We start from the raw sequence: 17,210 nt of genomic DNA on the forward strand, positions 1-17,210 counted from the left end.
ATTGCCGCGCGCGCTCAGCCCTTTCAGCCGATAGCGCCAAGCGCGCGCCTGAGCGCCTGCACCGCGCCCACGGACGTGATGCCCTGACGCGCGGGAAAAAATCCCAGTTCGACGCCTTTGCTGTCGTCGTACGCGAGCGTCTCGCGGCACGACGCATGCACTTCCTGCGCGCCCACGCTTTGGACAATGCGCGCGACATTGGCCGCCGATACCCCGCTGCCCGGCATGATGCCGATGCGGCCCGCCGCCTGCTGCACAAGCGCGCCGAGCATGGCCAGCCCATCTTGCGCGCGCGCCGCGCCGCCCGACGTAAGGATGCGCTCGAAGCCCAGCGCGATGGCCGCTTCGAGCGCGCGCGCCGAATCGGGAACGAGATCGAACACGCGATGCAACGTGGCGCCGAGTCCTCTCGAACGCGACTGCAGTGTCTCCAGCAACGCCACGTCGAGCGCGCTATCGGACAACGCCGCACCCAGCACCACGCCCGCAAGACCCGCCGCGCGCACGGCGTCGATTTCCGCCAGCATCGCGGCCGCATCGGCGGGCGTCCAGACGAACGAGCGCGCATGTGGGCGGATCATCGCGTAGACCGGGATGGGCGCGCGCGATGCCGCCGCGATCAGCCCCGGCGTGGGCGTGAGTCCGCCAAGATCGAGCGCGGAACACAATTCGATGCGATCCGCGCCGCCCGCGATGGCGGCTTCGAGGCCATCGGCGCTATCGACGCAGACTTCGAGCAGGACGGGCATATTGAACCTCGATTTCAAGCGCATTTATATTTGCCGCGCGAGCCACGCCGCGCCAATCAGGCCGCCCTCGTCGCGATAACGGCCCGGCACGACGAGCGGCTGCGCACGCCGATGCAGCACACGCGCACGCACGGCTTGATCGAGCTGTTCGATCAGAGCAGCCGCCGACGCGAGGCCGCCGCCCACGGTCACCACCGAGGCGCCCGTCACGTTGACGACGGCGGCAAGCGGGTCGGCGACCAGTTCGCGCCAGACGTGAAGCGTGCGCGTCGCGGCGGCGTCGCCTTGCTGCCACGCGGCGAGTATCGCGTGGCTGTTCTCGCGCTTGCCATGCAGGTGCGCGTGCAGGCGCTCGATGCCCCGCGCGCCGCCGATCGTATCGACACAGCCCGTCTGCCCGCAGCCGCACGCGAAGCGCGGCACGTCGAGCGTTGCGCCATCGATCACGCAATGCGAATTGACGATCGGCCCATGCCCCCACTCGCCCGCCACGCCGTCCGCACCGCGTATCAGCCTGCCATCGGCGACGAGACCGCCGCCCACACCCGTTCCCAGCACGGCGGCGAACACCACGCGATGCCCCGCGCCCGCGCCCGACACCGCCTCGGCAAGCGCGAGGCAATCGGCGTCATTGGCGGCGCACACGGCGCGGTTCAGGTGCGCCGAGAGTTCGCTGGCGAGCCGGCGGCCCGTGATGCAGGGGAGATTCGCGGAAAACGCCACGCCGTCGAGCGGATCGATCAGCCCGGCGATGGACAGCGCGAGCGGCGCGCGAGGGTGCGAAGTGTCGAGATGCGCGTGCGCGTTTAGCAGCGCGCCAAGCGCATCGGCGAACTGCGTCCAGTCGTGCGCGGGAGTCGGCTGCTTCGCGAGCAGCGTGAGCGAGCCATCCGGCGCGCAGGCCGCGAGGCGCATGAACGAGCCGCCGATATCCGCGGCGTAGATCGTGGTTTCGTGAGTGGAAGTGACGGGATCGGACATCCAATGCTCATATCGCCAATGCGCCCGCGCAAAATGCGCGCGCCGCCGGGAAGCCTCCAGGCGGCGCGGGAGGGGCGCTGTCTCGCCCGCTAGTTTATGGGCTTATGCCTCGCGTCGCTATGCGCTCACGCGAGGCGTGCATTGCGCGACCACTGCGCGGATGCAGGCAATCGCGTGATCGACGTCTTGCGCGCTCGTGTAGCGACCGAGGCTAAAGCGCAGCGTGCGGCTGGCCGCTTCGGCGTTCAGGCCGATCGCGCTCAGCACATGCGAGGGCGCGCCCGAAGCGGAATTGCACGCCGATGTGGACGACACGGCCAGATCGGTCGCCAGCATGAACGGGAAGAAGCCGTTCGAATCGATCGTGAGGCTCAGCGTGTGCGGAATGCGGCGCGCGTTGCGCGCGTTCTGCGTGACGATCTCCAGATCGCGCACGCCGTCGAGCAACTGCTGCGCGAGTTGCGCGATACGCTGCGTGTCCGCGCCCATCTGCTGCGCCGCCAGCGCGCAGGCCGTGCCCATGCCGACGATCTGGTGCGTCGCCAGCGTCCCCGAGCGCAGGCCGCGCTCGTGACCGCCGCCGTGCATCTGCGGCGCGATGCGCGCAGCCGCCTCGCGGCTCACATAGAGCGCGCCGATGCCCTTGGGCCCATATACCTTGTGCGCCGACATCGACAGCAGATCGATGCCCATCGCCTTCACGTCGATCGGCGTCTTGCCGAGCGCCTGTGCCGCATCCACGTGCAGCAGCGCGCCCGCCTCGTGCACGAGCGGCGCGATGGCCGCGATGTCGGTGAGCGTGCCGATCTCGTTGTTCACCAGCATCAGCGACACGAGGCCGGTGTCCTCCCGCAGAGCCGCTTTCACCGCGTTGACGCCGATATTGCCGTCTGCGTCCGGAAGCACGTAGCTCACCGGCATACCGCGCTTTTCGAGGCTCGCCATGGTGTCGAGAATCGCCTTGTGTTCGAGGCAGCTCGTGACGAGATGGCGGCGCGTGGCCGTTTCGGCGAAACCTTTGAGGGCGAGATTATTCGACTCGGTCGCGCCCGAGGTCCAGACGATTTCGTCGGCCGCCGCGCCGATCAGCGCAGCCACCTGCGTACGCGCCTGCTCGACGAGACCGCGCGCCTTCACGCCCGCCGCATGGGAGCTTGAGGCCGGATTGCCGAATGCGCCGTCCATGCCGAGGCATTCGCACATGGCCGCGATCACGCGCGGGTCGGCCGGCGTCGTGGCCGCGTAGTCGAAATAATGCAGTGTGTCGCCCATGCTGTTTTGCTCGATTGCGTCTTGAATGGGGACTTATGCTACGCGGCACCTTGTAGAAAGTGGTTCCAAATTAAGCGCCGCCTGCGCGTTGATGAAGAATTATTTTCTCTTTATCGCGACGGAGCGAAAAAATGGCTGCTGCAACGACTCTGTTATGACGTCGCCACCTGCTGTGCAGCGTCGCCCAGATGCTCCGTATGCATGGCGTTCAGGCGCGACAGCAGGATGCCGTAGCCGGTCAGATGGCCGAGATAGACGCTCGTGTACACGCCCGCGGCGGGCAACGCTTCGACCAGCGCGTGCAGCGCCGACGTGGGCAGAGGCCGCATCGTCAGACTCGGCCTTTCGACACGCAGATCGGCGACTTGCGCGAGTTGGTGATGCGCTTCGACAAGGCGCGCGAGCCCTTGCCGGAAATCCTCTTTCCATTGCGCATTCAAGGTTTCGAATTGCGTGTTGAAGGTGTCGAATGTCTCCAGAAAATTGACGACTGAATCGAACAGTTCGTGATAGCACCAGAAAAGCGGCACGCGCACGCGATTGCGCTCCAGATGCGCCGACACCCACGATTGCGCGAGATCGGCCTTGAGCAGGTCGTGCGCTTCTTTCAGATTACTGCTCGATGTACGCAGCGCAGCCGTCGCCGTGCGCAACTGCGAGCGATCCAGCGTGCCGCAGGCAATCTCGTCGAGCAGTTTGAGCGCGCGTTCATTGCCCTCGTTGACGAGCGTATTGGCCCAAAAGCCGTGATCGGGCGGAAACACGATCTGCTGGATGATGAAGCCAAGCAGCATCCCTAGCACCACGCCGATCAGGCGTTGCTCCAGCAGCGCAATATGCTCGCCGGTGTAGAGCACGAGCGTCATCGGCACGGTGATGCTGGTCATCTGGAACACCGAGGGCTTCACGCGCACGATCGCGAAGATCACGATCGGCAGCAGCAACACGCCGAGCCAGAGATGCGGCGCGGTTAGCCAGATCAAGAGCGTGCCGATCGGCATCGCCACCAGGTTCGACGTGACGCGCTTGTAGAAATAGCCACGCGCGGCGGAAATCGAACTGCCGAGCGCAAGCGTGAGCATCGTCGATCCGGCCAGCGCGACGGCGGCGTCCGGATAGCCGTAGTGATAGGGAATCGCGAAGCCGATCCACATGCCGAGCGTGAGCTTCGTGTATTTCGCCATTTCGGAAAGGGAGAAACGCGCGAGCGCGCGGCGAAATGGCGTGAGCGGCTTGTGGAAGTAGGTGTTGGGCGTCATGGCGGCGAGGCAGCGCTTTAAAGCCAAGATGCTAATCGACCCGCCCGCATTCCTGCGAAATCCCTTGCATGTTCGCGCCGTCTTGCACGCCGTCCGTCACTGACAACGGCAAAGCTGACTTCAGCAATGAAACGCTCACTTACTCTTCAAATCATCTGATGATACGGCTTTAATTCCTTTTAAATCAGCGTTTTCCCGCATTCAATCACCTTTCGATTTATTTTCTATTTCTTTCGGGTTTTTATCCCTTACCGTCATGCCAGCTGTTTGGCGTTCGCCATGCGAACCTTTATCAGGCTTTTCAGTTGGGGGAGACCCATGACCATAACAACGAGAGTCTCTATCTGTCTGCCCACCTACAATCGCCCGGATCTGCTGATCCGCTGCATTGAATCGTGTCTTGCGCAGACGCACTCGAACATTGAAATCGTGATCGGCGACGATTCGCCGGATACGCACACCGGACATTTGATCGCCCGGCGCTTTGCGCACGACGCGCGCATTGTTTATCGGCGCAATGTGCCCGCGCTCGGTCAGGCGCGCAACGTCGCGAGCCTTTTTGAACGCGCGAGCGGCGACAAGATCCTGTTAATTCACGACGACGATTTTCTGCTCGATACGGCCATCGAGCGGCTGCTCGCGCAATGGGCACTTCATCCCGGCATCGAAGCCGCATTCGGCAAACAATATGAGGCCGACGCGTCCGGCCGGATCGATCAGGCCGCAAGCGGGCGCATGAACCGGGCGTATCACCGTACGGCGGCTGCAGCCGGTTTGCAGCGTCTCGCGGGGCGCACCGGCATCGTGCAGATGTTTCCGAACAACGGCTGGCTGGCCAACGCCGCGCTCGTAAAGCGCATCGGCTATGGCGCTGGCGACAATGAGCAGTTCGCGGTGTGCTGCGATTTCGTGTTCGGCGTGCGTTTATGTCTGGCGGCACGAGACGTCTGTTATGTCGACGAATATGTCTCGTGCTATCGCAAGACCGCGCAATCGGTCTCGCAGGCCACGCGCCTCACGCCTGGCGCGTCGTCGCTGGCCGCATGGCGTTTTCTCGAAGCCCTCACGCTGCCACCCGAACTCGAACCGGCGCGCCGCCTGGCCTTGCACCGGCTCGTGCCGATCGTGGTCTCGCTGCTGGCGCGCAACCGGCAGGCGCGCGCGGGGCTGAATCTCGCGCTGACGCATTTGTATGCGTACCGCTTCGGTTTGAGCGTGCGGCTTTACTATCACCTGCTCATGATCTGGAAAAGCGCGTGGCTCGCGCGGCAATCCGCGCCTGCGCAGCGATTCGAGAACGACGAACAAGGCGTGAACGTGACGCGCACGCGTGTTCCTTGATGTTCGAGCGTGCTGCGGTTTTCATGCGGCGTTTGATCGAGATGCGGTGCGACACTCAGCTTGAACGCAGCTATCGGCCATTCCCGCTAGTATGTCAATCCGATGTCTTGTGTGCGGCCACGCCGCAACCCAACTCTAGATCAAGACTCAAACCAGGAGCACGATAAATGTCTTTTCGCATGACGATGTTGGCGGCTGCCGTGATTGCCGCAGGTGTAGCCAGCGCCAGCGCACAAGCCCAGGTCGCGGGCGCGCAGCCCCTGAGCGTGACGGTCGAGCAATCGCAGGCGCTGCTCGAAGGCTGGAGCGTGAAGAAAAGCGTGCTCGGCAAGGCCGTCTATAACGACGACAACGCAAAGATCGGTACGGTGCGTGATCTGATCGTGGCACCGGACGGCTCGGTGTCGGCGGCCATTGTCTCGGCGGGCGGTTTCCTCGGCGTCGGCGTACATGATGTGGCGGTACCGATCGCCGCGCTCGACGTGCGCAACGGCAATCTCTATCTGCCGGGCGCGACCAAGGAAGCGCTCAAGGCCACGCCGGCGTTCCAGTACGCGAAGATCGAATCGCCGCCCAAGCCCAAGCGCGTCGACAGCAACACCAAGGCTGCGCAGTAAAAGCCTCGCCATAAGCCTGCTTCAATGATGCGCAGCGCCCGAACGGACGCTGCGCATCAGCCTGCCGCAATCCCCTCCGCGCGCAGTTCGATTCCCGTCCACACACCCGTCGCAGACAACTCCTCGATCAGGTCGCAGATCGTGCGCCGCACCGCCAGCGACGCCGAACTCACCGGCAATGCATTCGGCCAGCAGATGCTCGCGGGGCGCCGGATCAGCGGATCGACGATACGCCGCGTCTTCGGGCGCTCCGCGCTCGCGCGCAAAGCCAGCGCCGACGCCGGCAAAATCGTGCAAGCCGCGCCCGATTGCGCCGCGGACAGCAGCATCGGCAAGGAGTCGATATCGGCGATGATGTTCAACGGCACCTGCTCGCGCGCGAAGGTCCGCTCAAGCAGCAGGCGCAAGCCATTCGACACACCGGGCGCCACCATCGGCACATCGGCCAGCGCCGCGAGCACGCAGGTGCGCGCACGCGAGGACACACCCGGTTCGCCCATTAGATAGAGTTCCTCGTCGAGCACCGGCAACGCCGAGATGCCGGGCGTCGCCGTATCGCGAAACAGAATCGCGAGGTCGAGGCGGCCGTTTGCGAGCAGCTCGTTCAGATAGCCGCTCATGCTCTCGAAGAATTGCAGGCGGATGCCGGGAAAGCGCTCACGCACGCGCTCGAACACTGGCATGGCGAGTACCGAAGCCATCGTGGTCGGCAGGCCGATAGCCACCGTGCCCGACTCCGCGCCCACACCTTCGCGTACTTCCTGGCGCAGTTGCTCCATCTGATGCAGCACGAGCCGCGCATGGCGATAGAGCGCCTGGCCGGCGGCGGTCGGCTTGACACCCTGCGGGCTGCGCACGAGCAGCGGCACGCCCAGGTCGCCCTCCAGCTTCGCGATCTGCTGGCTGAGCGACGGCTGCGCCACATAGAGTTTTTCGGCGGCCTTGCCGAGGCTGCCGTAGTCGACGATGTTGACGAAATAACGAAGCTGACGAACGTCCATGGGCGCGGCCCTCGATACGAGGGTCATAGGATACCCTTATGACCGGCACATTCAATCCATATTTCCGCGTGCCGGAGCATTCGCATACAGTCGGCTCATTCGTATTCGAACTATTCGAACTATTCGATGCGCCAGCCTGAAAAAGGCGCAGGAGACGGCTATGCAAACATCTTCTACCGAGCCGGTCCAGTCGGTCAGCGACACGATTTCCCCCACTCCCGCCGCGGCCCTGGCCGCGACGCTCGATTGCAGCAGCGTGCCGCGCAGCGGCGACGCCCTGCCGCCGCTCTGGCACTGGCTCTATTTCTGGAGCGCCGCACAGCAAGCCGATCTTGGCGCCGACGGGCATCCGCAAAAGGGCGGCTTTTTGCCCGATCTGGGCCTGCCGCGCCGCATGGCTGCAGGCGGGCGCCTCACCTTCGACGCACCGCTGACGATCGGCGCGCGGGCCGAGCGTGTCTCGCGCGTGCTCTCGATCGAGCACAAGGAGGGCCGCAGCGGCCGCCTCGCATTCGTCACCGTCGAGCACGAGTTCAAGGCCAATGGCGTCACGGCGATCCGCGAGGAACAGGACATCGTCTATCGCGAGGCAGCGAACCCCGGCGCGGCTGGCCAGGCACCGGCCAAGCCCACGGCAGCCCCCACCGACGCCGACTGGCGCCGCGAAATCACGCCTAGCGAAGTCCTGCTGTTCCGCTATTCGGCGCTCACCTTCAACGGCCATCGCATTCACTACGACCGCGACTATGCCCGCAACGCGGAAGGTTATCCCGACCTCGTCGTGCACGGCCCGCTGATCGCCACGTTGCTGCTCGACTCACTTGCGCGCGTCGCGCCCGACGCCGTGGTGCGCGAATACCGCTTCAAGGCCGTGCGGCCGACCTTCCTCGGCCATAGCTTCGCGATATGCGGGCGCCGCGCCGCCGACGGCAAGCAAATCGAACTCTGGGCGCAGGACCACGAAGGCTGGCTGACGATGTCGGCGCATGCCGTGCTGGCCTGAGGCCACTCAAGCGGCACATCAAGCTGCACTTAAAGCAGCCCGAACGCATTCACCGAATCTTTAAAGCCTCTGGACGGATAACCAGCAATGACCGAAACAACCCATCAATACCAGGACATTCGCGACGCCGTGCGCGATCTGTGCAGCCAGTTTCCGGACGAGTATTTCCGCAAGATCGACGAAGCGCGCGGCTACCCCGAAGCGTTCGTCGATGCGCTCACCCAGGCGGGCTGGCTCGCCGCGCTGATTCCGCAGCAATACGGCGGCTCGGGCCTGGGCCTCACGGAAGCATCGGTGATCATGGAAGAGATCAACCGCAGCGGCGGCAATTCGGGCGCCTGCCATGGCCAGATGTACAACATGGGCACGTTGCTGCGCCATGGATCGGAAGAACAGAAGCGCCAATATCTGCCGAAGATCGCCAGTGGCGAGCTGCGTTTGCAGTCGATGGGCGTGACCGAGCCGACCACCGGCACCGACACCACGAAGATCAAGACCACGGCCGTGCGCCGAGGCGACCGCTATGTGATCAACGGCCAGAAGGTGTGGATTTCGCGCGTGCAGCACTCGGACCTGATGATCCTGCTTGCGCGCACCACGCCGCTTTCGGATGTGACGAAGAAAAGCGAAGGCATGTCGATTTTCCTCGTCGATCTGCGCGAAGCGATTGGCAAAGGTCTCACCGTCCAGCCGATTCTCAACATGGTCAATCACGAGACCAACGAGCTGTTCTTCGACAACCTCGAAATCCCCGCGGAAAACCTGATCGGCGAGGAAGGCAAAGGCTTCAAATACATTCTCGACGGTCTGAACGCCGAGCGCACGCTGATCGCCGCCGAATGTATCGGCGACGGCTACTGGTTCATCGACCGGGTCACGAAATATGTCAAGGACCGCCAGGTATTTGGCCGCCCGATCGGCCAGAATCAGGGCGTGCAGTTTCCGATCGCGCGCGCGTTCGTCAATGTCGAAGCCGCCAATCTGATGCGCTTCGAAGCCGCGCGCCGCTTCGATGCTCACGAAACATGCGGTGCTCAAGCCAACATGGCGAAGCTGCTCGCCGCCGACGCCTCGTGGGAAGCCGCGAATGCCTGCCTGCAATTTCACGGCGGCTTCGGCTTCGCGTGCGAATACGACGTCGAGCGCAAGTTCCGCGAGACACGTCTCTATCAGGTCGCGCCGATCTCGACCAATCTGATTCTCTCGTACGTCGCCGAACACATGCTCGGCCTGCCGCGTTCGTTCTGATCGATTCGAGGAGACACTCATGCGCCCTCTCGAAGGCATCAAGGTCGTCACGTTCGAGCATGCCGTCGCGGCGCCATTCTGCACGCGCCAGCTTGCCGACCTTGGCGCACGCGTCATCAAGATCGAGCGCCCCGGCGTGGGCGATTTCGCGCGCGGCTATGACGAGCGCGTGCATGGACTGGCCTCGCATTTCGTCTGGACCAACCGCTCGAAGGAAAGTCTCACGCTCGACGTGAAGCGCGCCGAAGCGCGGGAGATCGTGCACAGCCTGCTCGCCGACGCCGACGTGTTCGTGCAGAATCTTGCGCCCGGCGCGACGCAGCGCCTCGGGCTGGATTACGAGGCATTGCACGAGCGCTATCCGCGCCTGATCGTCTGCGATATTTCGGGCTATGGCAGCGACGGCCCGTATCGCGACAAGAAAGCCTACGACCTGCTGATCCAGAGCGAATCGGGCTTTCTGAGCGTCACGGGCACACCCGACGAAGCGGCCAAGGCCGGCTGCTCGATCGCCGACATCTCCGCTGGCATGTACGCCTATTCGAGCATCCTGGCGGCGCTGATCGAGCGCGGCAAAACCGGGCGCGGTCGCCGCATCGACGTGTCCATGCTCGAAAGCATGGTCGAGTGGATGAGCTTTCCGCTCTACTACGCGTTCGACGGCCAGACGCCGCCGCAACGCAACGGCGCGGCACACGCGACGATCTATCCCTACGGTCCGTTCAAGGCCGGCGACGGCAAATCCGTCATGCTCGGCCTGCAGAACGAGCGCGAATGGAAGCAGTTCTGCGACACGGTGCTGCGCCAGCCCGATCTCGCCGCCGACGAGCGTTTCAGCGCCAACAGCCGCCGCGTGGCGCATCGCACGGAACTGGCCAGGCTGATCGAGGACGTGTTCGCAAGCCTCACCGCGCGGGATGTGATCGAGCGGCTCGAAACGGCGAAGATCGCCAACGCTCACATCAACGACATGCAGGCCGTGTGGGCGCACGAACAACTCGCCGCACGCAGGCGCTGGACGCAAGTGGACACGCCCGCGGGCGGGATTCCCGCGCTGCTGCCGCCTGGCATGACGCAAGCCGATGATCCGCGCATGGACCCGGTGCCCGCGCTCGGCCAACACACCGATGCGATCCTCAAGGAACTCGGTTACGACGACGCGCGTATTCACGCGTTGCGCGAAGCGGGCGCAGTGTGAACAGGAAACAGGACGTGCTGCAAATCAAGCCGTAAATCAAGCGTTAAAGAAAGCCGTACCCGAGCCGCGCATAGAAGCAAAACAATCTCGCGGCCGCAACGTTGAAGGCGCCTGCGCCCCCTTTCCGGGCGCGGGCGGCATCGCAAAGGAGACACAGTCATGCAGCACTCGGTCAATGCCGCCGGTCGCCTCGACCGGCTACCCATTTCACGCTTTCACTGGAAAATTCTCGGCCTCATCGCGGGCGGCGCCTTTCTCGACGCCTTCGATATCTATCTCGCCAACGGCTCGGTCGCCTCGATGATCAAGGAAGGCTTCACCGACATGCACCACGGAGCGATGTTCGTGTCGTCCACCTTCGTCGGCATGATGCTGGGCGCGTTTATCGCGGGCTGGCTCGGCGACCGGCTGGGACGCCGTTATTCGTATCAGCTCAATCTGGCGGTGTTTGGCCTCGCGTCGATCGCCGCGTGCTTTGCGCCGACTATCGAATGGCTCATCGCACTGCGTTTCATCATGGGTCTCGGGCTTGGCGCGGAACTCGTGGTCGCGGCAGGCACGCTCGCGGAATTCGTGCCGCCGGCCACGCGCGGCAAATGGGTATCGCTGCTCGCAATCATCACCAATAGCGGCCTGTTCGCGGCGCTCGCGGCGGGCTACTGGATCATCCCGAATCTGGGCTGGCGCTATATGTTCGCCGTGGCGGGCGTGGGCGCGCTGGTGGTGTGGTTCCTGCGCCATCGCATGCCCGAGTCGCCGCGCTGGCTCGAATCCGTCGGACGTCTGGACGAAGCCGAAGCGACGCTCGCCGCCATCGAGCGCGAAGTGAGCGCACAGGTCGGCGAATTGCCGCCCGTTCAGCGTGCGGTCGATCTGCGCAAAGGCAAGGTGCCGATTAGCGCGCTGTTCGCGCGCGGAATGCGCAGCCGCACCTTCGTGGCCGCGATCACGGCCATCGGCGTGAACGTGGGCCTCTATGGTTTCATCGCCTGGCTGCCGACTTTCTTCGTCGCACAGGGGCTGTCGGTCGTGAAGTCGCTCGGCTTCGTGTTCGTGATGTCGGTGGGTTCGCCCGTGGGCGGTCTGATCGGCTATGCCATCGCGGATCGCGTCGGGCGCGCGCGCGGCATCCTGATTGCGTCGGTGGTGAGCGTCGTGCTCGGCTGGATCTACGTGACACTGCGCGAGCCCGCCGCCGTCATGCTGGTGGGCTTCTGCCTCGTGAGCGCGCTCTACACGATCTGCACGCTCGGCCTGTTCGGCTATATCCCCGAACTGTTCCCGACCGAAGTGCGCCTGCGCGGCACGGGCGTGGCCGGCACCTGCGGGCGGGCCTCGTCCATCGTCACGCCCTGGTTCGCGCTGCTGCTGTACGAGCGCTTTGGCGTGTCGGGCGTGATCGCGATGGTCAGCGTGGTGCTCGCCGTGTTGTGCGTGGCCATTCTCGCGCTGCGGGTGGAAACGAGCCGCGCGGCACTCGAAGACATTCAACCGGAACCCGATGCCGAAAGCTTCGCCGCCGGCGCAACGGTTACCGGAACGACCAGGGTGCCTTGAGCGTCTGCGCATCACCGGATTCGCGTGGCTGAATGCCGCTTCGTTTCGACGAAGCGGCATTTTTCATTTGCGGCTCCCCTGACGCCGACTATCGCTTATTAACACTTCGCCGATTGTTTGTCGGATTTCGACTAGTTAATGTGTCGACACGATGATTTGATCAAGGAAGTGGTTCAAAGACTATAAAAAGACATTCTTTCAATCACCCTTTTTAAAGGTAGTCAGCATTGTCCTTGCAGGCAATACGCGCTGATTCCGTCATTTGCCATTCACTCTCGCGCTATGGCCAACTATCAAAATTGCATCGGTCTCTATGAGTGCACCGGGCCGCATGGCGAATTCCTGCGCGGTGTGCTCACGCGTGCCGCCTATGTGTGCGTCGAGATCGAGACGTTCGAGGAACTCGCCATCCGGCTTCAGCGTGGCGCGCTTGATCTGCTCATCGTGAGCGGCTCCGAGCGCGACGGTCAGACCTTCGAGGCGCTGAACGGAGCGCGCAGGCTCATCGCGGCGGAAGTGCCGATGCTGATCGTAGGTGAGCCTAACGGCGCGGATTCCGAATCGATGGCGCTCAACGCGGGCGCCGACGATTACATCGTCCGCTCGCGTTCGCCCGAGGCGCTGATTGCACGCGTCGCCTCGCTGCTGCGCCGCACGCGCCGTCCGCAGCCTGTCAGGGCCGAATGCTACGGCGTTTATGAATTCGATACGAGCCGTGGCATCGTCACGCTGCGCGGCAGTGCGGTCACACTGACCCAGCGCGAATTCGATCTCGCCTGGTTTCTGTTTCGCCATCTCGATGCGCCGCTATCGCGTGCGCAGATCTTCGAATCGGTCTGGCATCAGTCCTTCGGCGTGTCGTCGCGCACGGTCGACACGCATATCTGCTGGCTGCGTTCGAAGCTGAAACTGAACCCCGGCAATGGTTATGTGGTCACGTCCGTGCATGGTTACGGCTATCGGCTCGAAAGCGTGCAGAGCACGCTATAAGGTACGGTCGAGTCGATACCCGCGCCCGTGTACCGAAGTCAGCCGGTATCCGTTCTCGGGCGCGAGATGCAATTTCGAGCGCAGGCGGCTGATCTGGGTGTCGACGCTGCGCATATTAACGTCGGTCTCGCCCTGCCAGATCAGATCCAGAATGTGCTCGCGCGAAAGCGTCGTGCCCATGTGCTGATAGAACAGCAGCGCGAGCCTGAATTGCCGCTCGGTGAGGTGAATCGCGGTGCCGTTGCGCGAGACGCTGCAGGCAACGGGATCGAACTCGAACGCGCCAGCGGCTTCTTCGCCGTATTCGAGCCGCGCCGCACACGCACGGCGCAGCACCGAAGCCACGCGCGCGCGCAGGACAACGGCGTTCACCGGACGGTTCAGGCAGGCGTCCGCGCCGGCATTCAGCGCGCCAATTTCGTCGCGCTCCGCATGCAGCGACGTCACGTAGAGGACCGGAATCTGCGTGGAAACAATTGCCCGGACCGTACTGAGCACGCAGATGCCCGTCATGTCGGGCAATGCGTGATCGAGCACAAGCAGATCGAAGGTTTCGCGGCGCAGCGCGCGCAGCAATTCACCGCCCAGCGCAAAGCGATGGCACACGCAGCCTGCGTCAGGCAGCGTGCGGGAGGCGAGTTCCACGAATTCGGCATCGTCGGAAAGCAGGGCAAGTCTCATTGTTCGACCCGTTCTTTTATCTTTTGGCGTGACCTGCGGCCCCACAGAGAAAAAGCCAGTCGAACAAAACGCCCAGACTGGCAAATGAGGTTAGTCATAGGTGAGGGGGGCACCAGAGTTCGCGACCAACCTCGGGCTTTTCGAGTCCGCGCATCTGTTCCCGAACAAATGCAGAGACATGTTGTTCATCAGCATTACAGTTTGATTCGGACTGCGGATTATCTCGACTGGGATGATCTTATTATTATGCAAAGCGGCCGAAGGGGTTGTTAAATCATGTCACGCGGATATGTCAGAACGCCTTGTAGCGGAAAACGCTGTCCGTGACGGGCATCGCATCCCATCTACACAATAGGATAGCTAATTAATTAGCGGCATCATTTCTTCTTCTCGCAAGACGAAGCGCCCTGCCTTACCAGCGCAGCAGACGCGGGCCGAGCCACGCGCCGATCATCGCGGGTATCAGCATGCCAATGGCGTACCAGATGCTCCAGAATGCCGGACTCATCTCCGGGCAATGGACGCAGTAGGCGACGGTGGCGAGCGCGCTCGCGAACAGGCCCGCTGCCGCGCCCGCAAGACGCGGGCGTGTGGGCGCCAGCCCCTTCGCGGCCCAGAACACCGCGACGAAGGTTGGCACCGACAGCAGCAGAATATTGAACGGGCAGGTGCGCCACGACAGCCCGAGCATGAGCGGCAGCCGCTCGGCCGGCAAAGCGGTGCCCAGCGTCGCCCAGCCCGCCAGCCACACGGCGACGAAGGGCGCGGCCACCAGCGCCCATGCATAGCCGCCGCGCACGCCCGGCCGCCCGAGGCGGCTGACAGTGAGCGCAGCCGCAATCGCCACGGCCAGCGGGAAGGCAATCTTGGCCCAGAAGATGGGCGTCTGCGCGACGTCCATCAGGTCATGGCGTACGCCGAACACGATGGCGACCAGCAGGAGCGAACCCGCGAGCCCGAGCGGCAGCGCGCGCGCGAAGCGGCGTACGACCGCCTTGTGGTCCACACGCGTGACGCCGGTGGACAGCAGCGTGATGAGATCGTCGGTTTTCATTGCGCCCCCCGGATACGCGCGGCGAGCGCCTTCAGGCCACGGTGGATGCCCACTTTCACGGCCGATTCGGACAGCCCCGTGAGCTTCGCGGCTTCGACCACCGAGCGCCCTTCCAGCTTCACGTGCACGATGGGCAGGCGCTGCTTGTCTGGCAACTGGTCGAGCAGCTTGCCGATGTCGCGCCGCGCCTGTGCCGGTTCATCGTCGGCTTGCGCGAACAGGTCGGTGTGATCATCGAGCGGATCGTTGAGCGATTCGCGGCGGGAGCGCGAGCGAAAGAAGTCCATCAGCTTGTAGCGGGCGATCGCGTGCACCCAGGCGGTCAGCGGTTCATCGGGGCGCCATGTGTGGCGGGCGTTGTGCACCGCGAGCAGGATTTCCTGCACGAGGTCTTCCACATCGTCGTGCAACTGCGGGATGCGCCGCCGCAAATACGCGCGCAAATGGCGCGTGAGCTCCTGCAGAAAAGTGCGGTACGCATCGGCGTCGCCTTCGAGGCCGCTCATGAACAGCGCTTTGAGACGGATTTCCGCTGGATACAAAGGGCGTCCTGAGTTATCGCGACGATGGGATGACGCGCCGGAAACGGCGCTCCTGCCAGCGTCGTCGTCGAATCCGGGTGCGCCCGGATGAGCGTAGCCGAAGCCGTCCTGCGCCGCAATAGCGCTCACGGCGCCGCCCTGCGGGCCGGGTTCGTCCGCCCGCTGCCATTGCGCTGCCCGGTTCGTCCAGCTCACAATCGCGTTCTCCAGTCGTGTCACTGGCACACCTTCCCGATGTGTCCTGTCGAGCCAGTTCGTTTGCGGCCGCCGCCGGGTTACAGATCGCGCGAAATTTTTCCCGGCAAGGCCGCGCGTGGCCCCATCGCCCTCGCACTTCATGGATCTTTCGGGGAGCCACGAAGCGGGTTATCTTAGTGCAGCGCGACATCCCTATCCTCTATTGCACGACCGGAGCTTGTGAAGCATGGCAGCGAGAACGAACGAGTATCAGCAACCTATCGGCGCGGCACTGGAAGGTTGGACGCCGCGCGAGCGCCCCGCGCGCGTGACGCTCGAAGGCGAGCGTTGCCGCATCGAGCCCGTCGATGTCGAGCGGCATGCCGCCGATCTCTTCGAAGCCTATAGCGCCGCGCCCGACGGCAGTGACTGGACCTATCTCTTCACCGGTCCGTTCACGGATTTCGAATCCTTCCACGCTTACCTGGAGAAAGCCGCGGCCTCGGAAGATCCGCTGCACTACGCCATCATCGACCGCGCGAGCGGCAAGGCCGTGGGCACCTTCGCGCTGATGCGCATCGACCCGGCGCATGGCGCGATCGAAGTCGGCAGCGTGACGTTCTCGCCACGGCTCAAGCGCACGGCCCTCTCCACCGAGGCTCAATACCTGCTGATGCGCTACGCCTTCGACGAACTCGGCTATCGCCGCTACGAGTGGAAGTGCGACAGCCTCAACGCGCCGTCGCGCAAGACCGCGCAGCGCCTGGGCTTCCAGTTCGAGGGCATCTTCCGCCAGGCCGTCGTCTACAAGGGGCGCAGCCGCGACACCGCCTGGTACGCGATCATCGACCAGGACTGGCCGCAGGTGAAGCGCGCGTTCGAAAGCTGGCTCGCGCCCGCCAACTTCGATGCACAAGGCAACCGGCGCGCCTCGCTCGCAAGCCTGCGCGATGCCTGAGACGTTGCCCAAGAAGTTGCCTGGAAGGGTGCCCGAGCAGGTCATCATCCGCGACATCGCCCCGGCTGACCGCGCCGACTGGTTCCGGCTCTGGGCGGGCTACAACGCGTTCTATGAAGCCGAAGTCGCACCGCCGATCAGCGAACGCACATGGCAGCGCCTGCTCGATCCCGGCTCAAACCTGTTCGGCCGCATCGCCGAGATCGAAGGCCGCGTGCTGGGCTTCAGCCTGAGCGTTCTGCATGAGGGCACGTGGGTCGATGCGCCCATCTGCTATCTGGAAGATCTGTTCGTCGATCCCGGCGCGCGCGGCCAGGGCGTCGGCCGCGCGCTGATCGCGGATCTGGTCGCACTCGGGCGTCAGCGCGGCTGGTCGCGGCTCTACTGGCACACGCGCGACGACAACCCGGCGCGCAAGCTCTACGACGAATTCACCGCCGCCGACGGCTTCGTTCGCTATCGGCTGACGCTGTGACCCAGGTTCCGCCCCGTGTTTCACCCATGAAACCTAGGGTTTCACCCATTTGCCAATCAGAAAAACTGATAGCCAGCTTCAATTTAATGCGTTTCCCATAAGCGTTC

At 63.9% G+C, this 17,210-nt stretch carries 16 protein-coding genes and 1 pseudogene; 9 read left to right on the forward strand and 8 right to left on the reverse strand.

Annotation, left to right across the window (positions count from 1 at the left end):
• Window positions 1-23: 23 nt before the first annotated feature.
• The 4 genes and pseudogenes from B0G62_RS27240 to B0G62_RS27255 form a co-directional block, all read right to left on the reverse strand.
• On the reverse strand, window positions 24-749 hold the full coding sequence (locus tag B0G62_RS27240; RefSeq protein ID WP_103707284.1) for a copper homeostasis protein CutC: 726 nt from the start codon (window positions 747-749) through the stop codon (window positions 24-26).
• A gap of 24 nt (window positions 750-773) precedes the next feature.
• A complete protein-coding gene (locus B0G62_RS27245) occupies window positions 774-1,730 on the reverse strand; it encodes an ROK family protein (protein WP_103707285.1) in 957 nt (318 codons plus the stop codon).
• A gap of 123 nt (window positions 1,731-1,853) precedes the next feature.
• Window positions 1,854-3,002, reverse strand: a pseudogene (locus B0G62_RS27250) (cysteine desulfurase family protein); the annotation flags it as partial.
• Window positions 3,003-3,154: 152 nt separating this feature from the next.
• On the reverse strand, window positions 3,155-4,261 hold the full coding sequence (locus B0G62_RS27255) for an aromatic acid exporter family protein (protein WP_103707287.1): 1,107 nt from the start codon (window positions 4,259-4,261) through the stop codon (window positions 3,155-3,157).
• Between the two features lie 318 nt (window positions 4,262-4,579).
• On the opposite strand from B0G62_RS27255, the gene B0G62_RS27260 reads away from it, so the two are divergent.
• Window positions 4,580-5,602 carry a glycosyltransferase family 2 protein gene (locus B0G62_RS27260; RefSeq protein ID WP_103707288.1) on the forward strand — a complete coding sequence of 341 codons (1,023 nt, stop codon included), beginning with the start codon at window positions 4,580-4,582 and terminating at the stop codon, window positions 5,600-5,602.
• 167 nt (window positions 5,603-5,769) lie between these two features.
• On the forward strand, window positions 5,770-6,219 hold the full coding sequence (locus B0G62_RS27265; RefSeq protein WP_103707289.1) for a PRC-barrel domain-containing protein: 450 nt from the start codon (window positions 5,770-5,772) through the stop codon (window positions 6,217-6,219).
• Window positions 6,220-6,275: 56 nt separating this feature from the next.
• Here B0G62_RS27265 and B0G62_RS27270 read toward each other — a convergent pair whose 3' ends face one another.
• Complete coding sequence (locus tag B0G62_RS27270; protein ID WP_103707290.1) at window positions 6,276-7,220, reverse strand: LysR substrate-binding domain-containing protein; 945 nt, start codon at window positions 7,218-7,220, stop codon at window positions 6,276-6,278.
• A 160-nt stretch (window positions 7,221-7,380) separates the two neighbouring features.
• Between B0G62_RS27270 and B0G62_RS27275 the strand changes: the two genes are divergently transcribed.
• The 5 genes from B0G62_RS27275 (at window position 7,381) to B0G62_RS27295 (ending at window position 13,216) form a co-directional block, all read left to right on the forward strand.
• A complete protein-coding gene (locus tag B0G62_RS27275) occupies window positions 7,381-8,223 on the forward strand; it encodes an HTD2 family dehydratase (protein WP_103707291.1) in 843 nt (280 codons plus the stop codon).
• 87 nt (window positions 8,224-8,310) lie between these two features.
• Window positions 8,311-9,471 carry an acyl-CoA dehydrogenase family protein gene (locus tag B0G62_RS27280; protein WP_103707292.1) on the forward strand — a complete coding sequence of 387 codons (1,161 nt, stop codon included), beginning with the start codon at window positions 8,311-8,313 and terminating at the stop codon, window positions 9,469-9,471.
• A gap of 19 nt (window positions 9,472-9,490) precedes the next feature.
• Window positions 9,491-10,669, forward strand: coding sequence for a CaiB/BaiF CoA transferase family protein (locus B0G62_RS27285; RefSeq protein WP_103707293.1), 1,179 nt, complete (start codon window positions 9,491-9,493; stop codon window positions 10,667-10,669).
• 159 nt (window positions 10,670-10,828) lie between these two features.
• Complete coding sequence (locus B0G62_RS27290) at window positions 10,829-12,226, forward strand: MFS transporter (RefSeq protein ID WP_103707294.1); 1,398 nt, start codon at window positions 10,829-10,831, stop codon at window positions 12,224-12,226.
• Between the two features lie 282 nt (window positions 12,227-12,508).
• Window positions 12,509-13,216 (forward strand): response regulator transcription factor, encoded by a 708-nt coding sequence (locus tag B0G62_RS27295; RefSeq protein ID WP_103707295.1) that lies wholly within the window; start codon window positions 12,509-12,511, stop codon window positions 13,214-13,216.
• On the opposite strand, the gene B0G62_RS27300 is transcribed toward B0G62_RS27295, so the two are convergent.
• The 3 genes from B0G62_RS27300 to B0G62_RS27310 form a co-directional block, all read right to left on the reverse strand.
• On the reverse strand, window positions 13,211-13,897 hold the full coding sequence (locus B0G62_RS27300; RefSeq protein ID WP_103707296.1) for a response regulator transcription factor: 687 nt from the start codon (window positions 13,895-13,897) through the stop codon (window positions 13,211-13,213). The genes B0G62_RS27295 and B0G62_RS27300 overlap by 6 nt on opposite strands.
• 412 nt (window positions 13,898-14,309) lie before the next feature.
• Window positions 14,310-14,951, reverse strand: coding sequence for a DUF1109 domain-containing protein (locus tag B0G62_RS27305; protein ID WP_103707297.1), 642 nt, complete (start codon window positions 14,949-14,951; stop codon window positions 14,310-14,312).
• Window positions 14,948-15,493, reverse strand: a complete 546-nt coding sequence (locus B0G62_RS27310) for a sigma-70 family RNA polymerase sigma factor (protein ID WP_103707332.1) — start codon at window positions 15,491-15,493, stop codon at window positions 14,948-14,950. The genes B0G62_RS27305 and B0G62_RS27310 overlap by 4 nt, the downstream gene beginning before the upstream one ends.
• A gap of 424 nt (window positions 15,494-15,917) precedes the next feature.
• On the opposite strand from B0G62_RS27310, the gene B0G62_RS27315 reads away from it, so the two are divergent.
• Both B0G62_RS27315 and B0G62_RS27320 read left to right on the forward strand, forming a co-directional pair.
• Window positions 15,918-16,628 (forward strand): GNAT family N-acetyltransferase, encoded by a 711-nt coding sequence (locus B0G62_RS27315; protein WP_103707298.1) that lies wholly within the window; start codon window positions 15,918-15,920, stop codon window positions 16,626-16,628.
• Window positions 16,621-17,103: a GNAT family N-acetyltransferase gene (locus B0G62_RS27320; RefSeq protein WP_167401350.1), complete on the forward strand. Its 483-nt coding sequence runs from the start codon at window positions 16,621-16,623 to the stop codon at window positions 17,101-17,103. Before B0G62_RS27315 ends, B0G62_RS27320 begins: the two co-directional genes overlap by 8 nt.
• Window positions 17,104-17,210 lie beyond the last annotated feature (107 nt).

The organism is Paraburkholderia eburnea (assembly GCF_002917095.1).
In the GTDB taxonomy this organism is placed as follows: Bacteria; Pseudomonadota; Gammaproteobacteria; order Burkholderiales; family Burkholderiaceae; genus Paraburkholderia; species Paraburkholderia eburnea.

Coding starts and splice junctions, on each gene's coding strand:
- B0G62_RS27305 (WP_103707297.1), bottom strand. CDS start 14,951: ATGAAAACCGACGATCTCATCACGCTGCTGTCCACCGGCGTCACGCGT.
- B0G62_RS27290 (WP_103707294.1), top strand. CDS start 10,829: ATGCAGCACTCGGTCAATGCCGCCGGTCGCCTCGACCGGCTACCCATT.
- B0G62_RS27245 (WP_103707285.1), bottom strand. CDS start 1,730: ATGTCCGATCCCGTCACTTCCACTCACGAAACCACGATCTACGCCGCG.
- B0G62_RS27320 (WP_167401350.1), top strand. CDS start 16,621: ATGCCTGAGACGTTGCCCAAGAAGTTGCCTGGAAGGGTGCCCGAGCAG.
- B0G62_RS27275 (WP_103707291.1), top strand. CDS start 7,381: ATGCAAACATCTTCTACCGAGCCGGTCCAGTCGGTCAGCGACACGATT.
- B0G62_RS27280 (WP_103707292.1), top strand. CDS start 8,311: ATGACCGAAACAACCCATCAATACCAGGACATTCGCGACGCCGTGCGC.
- B0G62_RS27315 (WP_103707298.1), top strand. CDS start 15,918: ATGGCAGCGAGAACGAACGAGTATCAGCAACCTATCGGCGCGGCACTG.
- B0G62_RS27295 (WP_103707295.1), top strand. CDS start 12,509: ATGGCCAACTATCAAAATTGCATCGGTCTCTATGAGTGCACCGGGCCG.
- B0G62_RS27300 (WP_103707296.1), bottom strand. CDS start 13,897: ATGAGACTTGCCCTGCTTTCCGACGATGCCGAATTCGTGGAACTCGCC.
- B0G62_RS27260 (WP_103707288.1), top strand. CDS start 4,580: ATGACCATAACAACGAGAGTCTCTATCTGTCTGCCCACCTACAATCGC.
- B0G62_RS27270 (WP_103707290.1), bottom strand. CDS start 7,220: ATGGACGTTCGTCAGCTTCGTTATTTCGTCAACATCGTCGACTACGGC.
- B0G62_RS27285 (WP_103707293.1), top strand. CDS start 9,491: ATGCGCCCTCTCGAAGGCATCAAGGTCGTCACGTTCGAGCATGCCGTC.
- B0G62_RS27255 (WP_103707287.1), bottom strand. CDS start 4,261: ATGACGCCCAACACCTACTTCCACAAGCCGCTCACGCCATTTCGCCGC.
- B0G62_RS27240 (WP_103707284.1), bottom strand. CDS start 749: ATGCCCGTCCTGCTCGAAGTCTGCGTCGATAGCGCCGATGGCCTCGAA.
- B0G62_RS27265 (WP_103707289.1), top strand. CDS start 5,770: ATGTCTTTTCGCATGACGATGTTGGCGGCTGCCGTGATTGCCGCAGGT.